Below are 11,932 nucleotides of genomic sequence, written 5' to 3'. Positions count from 1 at the left end.
GATAATATGAGTAAGCAAGATAAAATCAAAAACAAATCGCCTTTGACAATTGCAAGAAACAAATTTATACGTAACAAACCAGCTATGTTTGCGACCTTAATATTATCTTTAATATTCTTTGTATCTATAATATCACCACTCATTGCTCCATATGATCCGAACTTGCAAAATTTAGTCATGATTAAAGGTGAAATGACAACTGAGCATTGGTTAGGGACAGATTCAGGTGGTCGAGACATATTGAGTAGATTATTGTATTCTGGTAGAGTTTCACTTATTTTCGGTCTCGTTACGACTGTGGGATTAATGTTAATCGGAATATTAGTCGGCATGCTTTCAGGATATTATGGAGGATGGGTTGATACAATACTTATGCGTTTCACAGAGTTTGTGATGCTCTTTCCTTTTATACCATTCGCTGTTGTATTGAATGCGACTTTTAGCGGTAAAATTGAAAACAAATATGGATCTGCTTTAATACTTGCAATCGTACTGATTGCATTGTCATGGGTTGGTATTGCACGTATTGTTCGCGGTAAAGTATTGCAAGAAAAAGAAAATGAATATTTTTTAGCAGCTCAATCAATTGGAACACCTGTTTATAAAATTTTGTTAAAGCATTTATTACCTAATATACTGAGCGTTATTATTGTACATGCAACATTAGTATTTGCAGTCCAAATTGTAGCAGAAGCGGGATTAAGCTTTTTAGGATTTGGTATTGATAAGACTGTTCCGACATGGGGTAATATGCTAACTGATGCGCAAGAAGGAGATATTTTGAGAAGTAAACCATGGATTTGGATGCCGCCAGCGATCATCATTACGGTTACGATTTTATGTATTAACTTTATAGGTGAAGGTTTAAAAGATGCACTGAATCCAAAATCAGTTCGTTAAGTACAGAAAGCTCAGATAAAAATTTTTAATGTATTTTTACAACACATCATGTGACCTGCACACCTTATGATTTACTTTTACACAATATTGATTTAGAATTGGTATATAAAGAATTAAGATATCTCTTAAAGAAAGTTGCAATTCTTTCAGACTTTTATATTTATGTATACCCAATTCATGAATATAATACATCTTAAATTTTAGAAAGGTGATCAAAATGGATAATAACCAACCAAAAGACGTTATTCTCATTGGTGCTGGTATTTTAAGTACAACATTTGGTTCTTTTTTGAAAAATATTGAACCAGATTGGAATATTAAGTTATTCGAAAGATTAGAACAACCAGCTATTGAAAGTTCAAATGAAAAAAATAATGCTGGTACAGGTCATGCTGCGCTATGCGAATTAAACTACACAGTTGAGCAAGAGGACGGTTCAATTGATGTTGAAAGAGCGAAAGAAATTAACGAGCAATTCGAAATTTCTAAGCAATTTTGGTCATACTTAGTTAAGAGTAAAGCTATCGAGAATCCACAAGAATTCATTAGACCATTACCACACATCAGTTTCGTAATGGGTATTCGAAATGTAGATTTCTTAAAACGTCGTTATGATGCATTAAAATCTCTACCAATGTTTGAAGGCTTAACTTATACAGAAGATCATAAAGTATTAGCTGAGTGGATGCCTTTAATGATGAAAGGTCGTAATTCAAACGAACCACTTGCAGCAAGTAAAATTGACGAAGGTACAGATGTTAACTTCGGTGAATTAACGCGTAAATTAGTTAAAAATATCGAAAAACACGAAAATGCACAAGTTCATTTCCGTCATGAAGTAGTAGACTTTAAACAACTTTCTAATAGTAAATGGGAAGTTAAAGTTCGTAACTTAGAAACTGGTAAAGTAGAAACGCATGTTGCTGATTATATCTTTATCGGTGCAGGCGGACATGCCATTCCATTACTACAAAAAACAAAAATCCCTGAAAGTAGACATCTTGGAGGATTCCCAATTAGTGGTGCATTCTTAGTATGTAACAACCCTAAAGTTGTAAGTGAACATAATGCCAAAGTTTATGGTAAAGAGCCACCTGGCACACCACCAATGACTGTACCTCACTTAGACAGACGTTATATTCAAGGAAAAGAAAGTTTACTATTTGGTCCATTCGCAGCAATCGGTCCAAAATTCTTGAAAAACGGATCTAACTTAGATTTATTTAAATCTATTAATACAAGTAATGTTGTGACAATGTTATCTTCAGGTGTTAAAAACTTATCACTTGTAAAATATTCAATTCAACAAGTATTACAACGTAAAGAAGATCGTATGAAAGAATTGCGTCGATTTGTACCAGATGCAAAAGACGAAGATTGGGATATTCATATCGCTGGTAAACGTGTACAAGTTATTAAAGATACAGAAGAACATGGCCGTGGATTTATTCAATTCGGTACAGAAGTTGTAAATTCAGAAGACCATACTGTAATTGCTTTATTAGGTGAATCACCAGGAGCATCAACATCAGTATCTGTAGCTTTAGAAGTAATCGAGAAGAACTTCCCTCAATATATGGATAAGTGGGAATCTAAAATTAAAGAAATCATCCCTTCATATGGTGAATCTTTAATCGAAGATACTGCTTTATTGAAGAAAACTCGTAAACAAACAGCAGAAGCATTAGAATTAAATAAATAATGTTGAACAACAGAAGCCATTCCGTTAAGTCGGAATGGCTTTTTTATGTTTAAACGCACGAAGACTGAGAAATATCGTGCGCTGAGGTATAAAATCAGGGTGTAACGCACGAAGACTAAGAAATATCGTGCGCTGAGGTACGAAATCAGGGCATAACGCACGAAGACTGAGAAATATCGTGCGCTGAGGTATAAAATCAGGGCATAACGCACGAAGACTGAGAGATATCGTGCGCTGAAGTATAAAATCAGGGCATAACGCACGAAGACTGAGAGATATCGTGCGCTGAGGTATAAAATCAGGGCATAACGCACGAAGACTAAGAGATATCGTGCGCTGAGGTACGAAATCAGGGCATAACGCACGAAGACGAAGAGATATCGTGCGCGTATAAATGAATCGTTCAATTTTTAAGAAATCCTACTTTTAGAATTGTCCACTCCAACTATTCCTTCTAATTATTTGCTTGTGTATTATTATTTCATTTATCAAACAATAAAATTTCAAATTATTTTAGTGTGAGATGTGATTTTTTCGCTTGGTGATTGGTATTTCAATGATTGTATATATACGATGCATGAGTAATTTAATAGTCTTAATATTTTATTTATATAACTTATATTTTTATAGATGTAATAAGTAACAGTAGATAATAAGGTTCTAAACGACAGATAATTATTTTGAAAAATATTATAGCTACGGTATGTGAGGAGGTACTAAGTGTTAGTTGCAATTATTGCGAATTTGTAATTAAAAAGATATTGTCGTATACCTTTTTACTTTTCTTTCATATTTACACTATGTTATATTTACTAATGTAAGGGCTTACATTTTATTGGGGAGGTCTTTTATGGAATGATTGTAATTATGAAAGATAGGGGATAATCGTATGCAAATTATTTCGTTCGAAGATTTGAAAGACATTGTCAAAAGTGGAGATGTTATTTCACTGGCAGCTTTATCAGTGAGTAATTTACCTGTGAGTGTCTTAAAGCATTTGGTTAAAGCTCATGATGATTATGGAAATCTTAATGATTTAACTTTTATGGTTGCGAATGATATTAGTGATTATCGTGGTGATGGTTATGATTTAGATTCATTTGTGAGTAGAGGTATGGTTAAAAGGCTCATTATGAGTATTATCATTGGTTCACCTAAAACGATAGATGCGATAAAGAATAATGATGTAGAAGCATATTTTGTACCGCAAGGATTGTTAGCTACACATTATCGTAATTCGTTAGCCAAATTTCCAGATATGATTTCTAAAATAGGTTTACACACTTCCGTGGATCCTAGATTTGATGGCGGAAAAGTCAATGATGTGACTAAGGAAGATATCGTTTCTTTATTAGAAATTAATAATGAGGAATATTTGCAATATAAATTTCCTAAAGTTGATATTGCATTGCTTCGTGGTACATACGCTGATAGCGAGGGGAACATTTATATGCATCATGAAGCACACTTAGGAGAAGGCTATGGTGCTGCTTTAGCGGCGCATCAAAATGGTGGAAAAGTTATTGTACAAGTTAAAGAAATTGTACAACATGGTAGCTTTAAACCGACAGAAGTCTTTATTCCTGGAGAGCTTGTGGATTATGTATGTGTAAATGATGACCCAAAACATCATAGACAGACCATTCAAAATTATTATGACCCAGCTATTTCGGGTGAATATAAAGTGCTTAGTATGCCTGAACCAGTTAATGAATTGAGTACACGTAAAGTGATTTTACGACGAGCTGCCCAATTTTTAAATGTAGGTAATGTTGTGAGTATAGGGTTTGGTATTAACAATGAATTATCGAATTTATTAGTTGAGGAGAAAGCTGAAGATTTAGTTCAACTGAATATAGATACAGGTGTATTTGGTGGAATGATAGGAAGTGGTCAAAACTTCGGATTAAATTACAATTTAGATGCGAAGATGCGACATGAATTGACATGGGACTTTATTTATAGCGGAGGCATAGATGTAGCTTATTTAAGCTTTGCTGAAGTGGATCAGTTTGGTAATGTCAATGTTTCAAAATATGGCGATAGAATGAATGGTTGTGGGGGATTCATAGATATTAGTCAAACGGTCCAAAAAATTATTTTCTCAGGAACAATGGTAGTAGGAAGTAAGACTACTTGGAATGATAAAGGTTTAGTTGTTGAAAAAGAAGGTCATGCTCAGAAATTTGTTGAACAAGTGCATAATATGGACTTCAATGCATCATATGCTAAGTCGTTAAATCAAGAGGTCTATTATGTAACGGAACGCGCTGTATTCCAATTAACCGATGAAGGTGTCAAATTAATTGAAATTGCAGCTGGATTAGATTTAGAGAAAGATATTCTATCCAATATAGCATTTCAACCGATAATTGCTGAAGAACTTAAAATAACGGATCAGCAAATTTATCAAGAAAATTGGGGAGGATTGCAACAATGTATTAAAGACAATGGTTCAAACTATTAAGGGGGTAGTTTAATATGAATTACGATTGGATTAAAACGAGAGCGCAATATGACGAAGAAAAGGCGGCAGTTACCGATCCACTAAAAGGAACAGAATGGACTTATCAAGATTTAAATATTCGTGCTGAGAACTTAGCCAACCATCTTGAAGAACAAGGTATTAAAAAGGGAGATGTCGTTGGGATATTTGCACCAAATGATGTAGCGGTGATTGACTTACTATTCGCTTCATTTAAGATTGGCGCAGTATACTTTCCAATGAACTGGAGACTCAAACCGAACGAAATTGAAAGTGTTATTGAAGATTCAGGTGTGAAGTTTATATTCTATGCAAATCGTCATTTAAGTAGTTTACAAGGGATTGCAGATGACTATTTACACATGGATATCGATTCACCTGAATATGATGAACTTGTAAATCCTAAAAATCATAAACCATTCAAGACAGTAGATGTAGGTCGTGATGATTTAGCGGCATTAATGTACACAAGTGGTACAACAGGATTACCAAAGGGTGTCATGTTCACTTATGATTCATTCACATCGAATGCGATTAATACGATACTCACTTATAAAGTGAATTCAGGATTTTCATCTATTATTTCGTTACCAATGTTCCATGTATTTGGATTTAATGATTTAGTCATTCCATTGTTGATGGCAGGTGGCTCACTCGTATTACATCGTTACTTCGAAGGTGAACAACTCAATGATTTAATGGCTAAATATAAACCGAATTACTTATCGCTTATTCCAACAATGTATTACGCCATGTTAGTAGCACCTAACTTTGATGTGAAGAATTTTGACAATATTGATTTTCTTATTCAAGGTGGTTCAGCACCGTTACCTGGTGTTCAGAAAAAATTTGCAAGCATGGGGTTAAATATTATTAATGGTTATGGCTTAACAGAAGCACCATTAGCGATGATAAATACACCTACTAATTCACTTAAAAAGCCAATGAGTATAGGGAAGCCAGTCATGTACGTAGAATCAAGATTATTTGATGAAGATTTTAATGACGTACCTGTAGGTGAAATTGGTGAATTAGCGATTAAAGGTAAACAAGTTACACCTGGTTATTGGCAAAAACAAGAAGAAACGGATAAATCTTTCCATGATGGCTATTTCTTAACAGGTGATTTAGCTCGTATAGATGAAGATGGCGATATATTTATCGTAGATAGAAAGAAAGAACTGATTATTACAGGTGGAGAGAACGTCTTACCATCTGAAGTTGAAATTGTTCTAGCTGGTCATCCACTCGTAGCACAATGTGTTGTCGTAGGTTATGAAAATGAAAAATTTGGAGAAACTGTAGCGGCTGCTGTGTTACTCAATGAACAAGACCCAGATTTCGTAGAGAAATTAGATGCTTATATGCGTGAGAACTTAGCGAGTTATAAAGTACCTAAGAATTATCTATCCGTAACGAAAATGCCATTAACTTCAACTGCTAAACCAGATAAGTTAGAAGTGAAAGCTATGATGAAGAGAAAGTTTCAACAATAAACAAAGATGACGCTAACATGAATACTAAATTTTTTTAGATGTAAATGTAAGCGCTTTAATAACATTTGGAGGTCATATATATGTCAACAAAATTAGAAACATTAAAAGCATTATTTCCAGAGGATGTATTGAATATTTCGAAACAATTAACAGATGGGGAAGTGAAGTTCTTAAAACAACTTGATGATTTATTAGAAGAAAAATATCGTCCAACAATCAACGAACATTGGGTGAATGCAACAGTGCCAGAAGACTTCTTCGATGATATGGGTAAGCTCAACTATTTCCAAAATCCATTATTATTTGAAGGACGTGAAGGTGCTAAGACACCTAGTCAATTATTCCAATTTTTCATGTCTTATGTTGTAGCACGATTCGATGTATCTTTAGTGACATTATTAGGTGTCCATCAAGGATTGGGACATAATTCATTCTTATTTGGTGGTAGTAAAGAACAAATTGCTTACTACATCCCTAAATTACAATCACATGAATTAAGAACATGCTTTGCGTTAACTGAACCAGAACACGGATCAGATGTTGCAGGTGGGCTAGAAACAACTGCTAAACGTGAAGGCGATAAATGGATTTTAAATGGTGAAAAGAAATGGATAGGCGGCGCGAATTTAGCAGATGTTATTCCGGTATATGCTGTTGATGTTGAAACAGGTAAACCTAAAGGCTTTATTATTAGACCAGAACAAGCAGGTGTAGATATTGAAGTGATTGAAAATAAAATTGCTTTAAGAATCATCCCAAATACAATTATTAAATTAGACAATGTAGAAGTTGAGGAAGATCAAAGACTTCAAAATATAAATGGTTTTAAAGATATTGCGAAAGTACTTTATTCTACACGTGCAGGAGTTGCATATATGGCAACGGGTGCTTTAGCAGGTGCTTTACGCGCAACGCTTGATTATGTAACAGAACGTAAACAGTTCGGTAAAGAAATTAGTAAATATCAATTAATCCAAGAAAAATTAGCTATGATGCAAGGAAATTTAGCACATTCAATGTCTATATGTGCCCAACTTGCTAGAATGCAAGAAAATGGTGAGTATGACGAAGTTGCCACTTCAACTGCTAAGATGATGAATTCACTTAGATTAAGAGAATCTGTAGCAATGGGTCGAGGTATCACAGGTGGTAACGGTATTTTAGCTGAATATGATATTGCGAGATTCTTCTCAGATGCAGAAGCAGTATACACATATGAAGGTACACACGAAATCAATGCACTGTTAATTGGACGTGCATTAACTGGAGATTCAGCATTTATTTAAGCTAACTGAGCAAGACGAAACACACTCAGAATATATGAATTTGGAGGACTTTTTATGACGATAAGTAAAGCGACCGTTCTAGGTGCAGGTACAATGGGTAGTCAAATTGCTGCACTATTAGTGAATGCAGGTTTAAAAGTAAAATTATTAGATATAGTAATCGATGAAAAAGACCCGAATAAAATTTCTAAAAAAGCATATGATGTGATTACAGATGCTAAAAGACCTTTATTATTCGATTTAGAGTTTGCATCTAATTTATCTTACGGTAATTTTCAAGATGATTTAACAGGTGAAGATGATGCTGATATTTATATTGAAGCGGTTAAAGAAGAATTAGATATTAAACATCAAGTTTGGAAACAAGTTACTCAAGTTGCGAAAGATAATGCGATATTTGCAACGAATACTTCAGGTATTCCAATTGAAGCAATATCTAAAGCATTTAGTGATCAAGATAAAGAAAGATTTTTAGGATTACATTTCTTTAATCCACCTCGCATTATGAAACTTGTAGAGGTCATTCCGAATCGTAATACGTCAGATGCGATCGTTGAAAGAACACAAGTATTTGCTGAAGAAGTACTTGGTAAAGGTGTTGTCGTTGCGAATGACGTGCCTGGATTTGTAGCGAACAGAGTCGGTACACAAACGATGAATGACATTATGTATCGCGGCGAAGAACAAGGATTTTCAATTATTGAAGTAGATGCTTTAACGGGTAGAGCAATTGGTAGACCGAGTACTGGAACATATGGTTTATCTGACTTAGTTGGTTTAGATATAGCCGTTACCGTTACGAGAGGACTCCAACAAGTGCCTGAAGAGCAACCGTATTTCAAAGATACTAAAGTTGCCGATACACTTGTGAAAAATGGCTCGTTAGGTAGAAAAACGAAACAAGGTTTCTATAAAAAAGATAAAAAGACAAGACTTGTTTACGATATAGAAAGCGATTCGTACGTACAACCTGAACCGCCTAAATTCGAAATTCTTACTAAATTTAGTAAAGACTTAAAATCCAATTTAGATGTCATTTTTAATGCTGAAGATGATGCAGGTAAATTCTTATGGGAAACATTAAGAAATAATTTCTATTATTCAGCGATTAATGTTCCTAAAGCTGCATCTGACTTTAAAGATGTAGACCGTGCGCTTGTATGGGGATTTAACTGGAAAAAAGGACCGTTCCAACTTTGGGACTTAATGGGCTTTGACCGTGTTAAAGATAGAATGAAACAAGAACTGGGTGAATTACCTGAATGGATCGAACAACAAAGCGGTGGCTTCTATAAAGAAGGCGAATCAATAGAGCGTGTCACACCGACATCAGCTTTTATTGACCGTGAAGTTTGGAATAGAGAAGATTCTAATTTATCAGTAGCAAACAAAGATCAATTATTACTTAAAATTCAAAGTAAAAATAATATTATATCTGACGGCTTTGCGAACGACTTAATTGAATCTATTGATTTATTAGAACAAGAAGATTATACAAGCATGGTTATATATGCAGATGGCAATAATTTCAGTGTCGGTGCAAACTTGTTCTTAATGAAACAAGCACATGAAAGTCAGAAAGTAGATGAATTAGTAGGTCCAGCAATTGATAAATTACATGAAAGTTTCGGAAGAATGAAATATTCACTTAAACCTATTGTAACTGCAGTTCACGGTAGAGCTTTAGGTGGCGGTTGTGAAGTTGTCTTACATTCACCATTTATCGTTGCTGCGAGTGAAACGTATATTGGACTAGTTGAAACTGGTGTAGGTCTATTACCTTCAGGTGGTGGATTAGCAGAGTTTGCAGATAGAGTGCTTAGAACAAATCATAAAAATGATGACAAACAAGCATCGATTACGAAAGTATTAATGAATGTAGGCTTAGCTAAAGTATCTACAAATGCATACGAAGCTAAGAGATATGGTTATTTAAGAGATATCGATACAATCATTTTCAACAAAGAAAGACGTGTTGAAGTTGCTTTAAATAAAGCGAGATATGAATCTGAAGCAAACTATATTCCTAAACCTAAAACTCAATATCCAGCGCTAGGCAGAGATTTTAAAGCTTTAGCACAAGCTGAACTAGATGCGCAAAGAATTGGTCACTTCATTAGTGATTATGATTACGAAATTACTTTAAAAGTTGCACATATACTTGCAGGTGGAGATTTACCTCGTAATACGTATATTAATCAACGATATATTCAAAAGCTTGAACGAGAAGGCTTTTTATCTCTACTCAAAAATGAAAAAACATATGATCGTATTACGCATATGTTAGAAAAAGGTAAACCATTACGTAACTAATGAAGTGTTGAATAAGAGAGGATGGATATCAATGCAAGAGGCATATATAGTAGCATACGGACGTTCTGCAGCAGGTAAAGCTAAACCAGGTGGTGCATTATTTCATGAAAGACCTGATGAAGTTGCAGCTCAAGTATTAAAAGGTGTACTCAATCGTGTAGGTGGTACATTTGATGGTAGTATGGTTCAAGATGTTATCGTGGGGAACTCTTTTCCAGAAGGATTACAAGGTCAAAATATCGCACGTTCAATAGCATTACTTGCTGGATTACCAAATGAAGTTCCTGGACAAACGGTTAATCGTTATTGTTCTTCAGGCTTGCAAACTATTGCGATAGCAGCAAATGAAATTATGTCTGAGCAGGCAGATGTGCTTGTAGCAGGTGGCGTTGAATTAATGAGTGCCGTACCAATGGGTGGTAATGAGCCAACGAATAATCCGGAGTTACAAGAAGCGGATACAGGTGTTTCTTATCCAATGGGACTAACGGCAGAAATGGTTGCTGAAGAATACAAAGTTTCAAGAGAAGAACAAGATGCTTATGCAGTTGAAAGTCATAAAAGAGCATCAGAAGCACAAAAATCAGGTAAGTTTGAAGATGAAATTATACCAATTGAAGTGCATAAAGTTAAATACGATGAGAACGGTCCAAATGTGACGAAAGAAATATTTAAACAAGATGAACTCATTCGTCCAGAAACAGATTTAGAAACATTATCTAAATTAAGAACAGTATTTAAAGCTGACGGCACAGTTACAGCAGGCACATCGGCTCCACTTACAGACGGAGCAGGATTTGTTGTATTGATGTCAGGCGATAAAGTAAAAGAATTAGGCGTTAAACCAATTGCTAAATTTGTAGGATTTAAAGCGGTAGGTGTAGATCCTAAATTAATGGGCATAGGACCAGCTTATGCAATACCAGAAGTATTAGAATTAACGAATTTATCAGTAGATGATATCGACTTAGTAGAACTCAATGAAGCATTCGCATCACAAACAGTAGCATCTATTAACGAAGCAGGGTTAGATATTAATAAGACAAACGTTAACGGTGGTGCAATAGCGCTCGGTCACCCACTCGGTGCAACAGGTGCTATGTTAACAGGTAAACTATTGTCAGAAATGAGTAAACGCCCAGACTCCAAATACGGTATGGTAACAATGTGTATCGGCGTCGGAATGGGAGCAGCAGGCATATTTGAATATGTAAGATAATATATGTAAAGCATTCGATCATACGGTCGAATGCTTTTTTTGTTGGTGTGAGGGGGTGAGTGTGTTAGAGATTTGGGGGAGAGGTGGGGTATTCTTGGCTTAATGGTTGAGTAAAGCCAAGAGATGGGTGAAGTCGTGGCTTAAGTACAGAGTAAAGCCAAGAGATGGCCCAAGTCGTGGCTTAAATACAGAGTAAAGCCAAGAGATGGCCCAAGTCGTGGCTTAAGTACAGAATAAAGCCAAGAGATAGTGAAAGTCGTGGCTTAAGTACAGAATAAAGCCAAGAGATGGATGAAGTCGTGGCTTAAGTACAGAATAAAGCCAAGAGATAGCCCAAGTCTTGGCTTAAGTACAGAATAAAGCCAAGAGATAGTGAAAGTCTTGGCTTAAGTACAGAGTAAAGCCAAGAGATGGCCCAAGTCATGGCTTAAGTACAGAGTAAAGCCAAGAGATGGTCCAAGTCGTGGCTTAAGTACAGAGTAAAGCCAAGAGATGGCCCAAGTCGTGGCTTAAATCCTGAATAAAGCCAAG

7 protein-coding genes are annotated in these 11,932 nt (G+C 35.3%); all 7 read left to right on the top strand.

The features are described 5' to 3' along the window. The first annotated feature begins 6 nt into the window (after nt 1–6). The 7 genes from opp4C (at nt 7) to LQ679_RS06190 (ending at nt 11,401) form a co-directional block, all read left to right on the top strand. Complete coding sequence (gene opp4C / locus LQ679_RS06220; protein WP_239762277.1) at nt 7–900, top strand: oligopeptide ABC transporter permease; 894 nt, start codon at nt 7–9, stop codon at nt 898–900. Nucleotides 901–1,117: 217 nt separating this feature from the next. After that, nucleotides 1,118–2,602, top strand: coding sequence for a malate dehydrogenase (quinone) (gene mqo, locus LQ679_RS06215; RefSeq protein ID WP_025907630.1), 1,485 nt, complete (start codon nt 1,118–1,120; stop codon nt 2,600–2,602). 889 nt (nt 2,603–3,491) lie between these two features. Beyond that, entirely contained in the window at nt 3,492–5,069 is a 1,578-nt protein-coding gene (gene fadX / locus LQ679_RS06210) for a fatty acid degradation protein FadX (protein WP_126477630.1), read from the top strand. Nucleotides 5,070–5,083: 14 nt separating this feature from the next. Next, nucleotides 5,084–6,583 (top strand): long-chain-fatty-acid--CoA ligase FadD, encoded by a 1,500-nt coding sequence (gene fadD, locus LQ679_RS06205; protein WP_037589230.1) that lies wholly within the window; start codon nt 5,084–5,086, stop codon nt 6,581–6,583. A gap of 80 nt (nt 6,584–6,663) precedes the next feature. Further along, the gene (fadE, locus tag LQ679_RS06200; RefSeq protein ID WP_037589231.1) at nt 6,664–7,869 is read left to right on the top strand and encodes an acyl-CoA dehydrogenase FadE; all 1,206 of its coding nucleotides are present in this window, start codon (nt 6,664–6,666) and stop codon (nt 7,867–7,869) included. 54 nt (nt 7,870–7,923) lie between these two features. Further along, nucleotides 7,924–10,182, top strand: a complete 2,259-nt coding sequence (fadB, locus tag LQ679_RS06195) for a 3-hydroxyacyl-CoA dehydrogenase/crotonase FadB (protein ID WP_196308336.1) — start codon at nt 7,924–7,926, stop codon at nt 10,180–10,182. Nucleotides 10,183–10,213: 31 nt separating this feature from the next. Then, the gene (locus LQ679_RS06190) at nt 10,214–11,401 is read left to right on the top strand and encodes a thiolase family protein (RefSeq protein WP_107576754.1); all 1,188 of its coding nucleotides are present in this window, start codon (nt 10,214–10,216) and stop codon (nt 11,399–11,401) included. Nucleotides 11,402–11,932 lie beyond the last annotated feature (531 nt).

Origin of the sequence: Mammaliicoccus sp. I-M35 (assembly GCF_022386455.1) — a bacterium.
In the GTDB taxonomy this organism is placed as follows: domain Bacteria; phylum Bacillota; class Bacilli; order Staphylococcales; family Staphylococcaceae; genus Mammaliicoccus; species Mammaliicoccus sciuri_A.
Note: the sequence above shows the minus strand (reverse complement) of the source record. Positions and strands in the feature narration are given on the sequence as shown.

Bases quoted from the DNA above. Each gene is read 5' to 3' on its own strand.
- opp4C (WP_239762277.1), top strand. From the start codon at position 7: ATGAGTAAGCAAGATAAAATCAAAAACAAATCGCCTTTGACAATTGCA.
- mqo (WP_025907630.1), top strand. From the start codon at position 1,118: ATGGATAATAACCAACCAAAAGACGTTATTCTCATTGGTGCTGGTATT.
- fadX (WP_126477630.1), top strand. From the start codon at position 3,492: ATGCAAATTATTTCGTTCGAAGATTTGAAAGACATTGTCAAAAGTGGA.
- fadD (WP_037589230.1), top strand. From the start codon at position 5,084: ATGAATTACGATTGGATTAAAACGAGAGCGCAATATGACGAAGAAAAG.
- fadE (WP_037589231.1), top strand. From the start codon at position 6,664: ATGTCAACAAAATTAGAAACATTAAAAGCATTATTTCCAGAGGATGTA.
- fadB (WP_196308336.1), top strand. From the start codon at position 7,924: ATGACGATAAGTAAAGCGACCGTTCTAGGTGCAGGTACAATGGGTAGT.
- LQ679_RS06190 (WP_107576754.1), top strand. From the start codon at position 10,214: ATGCAAGAGGCATATATAGTAGCATACGGACGTTCTGCAGCAGGTAAA.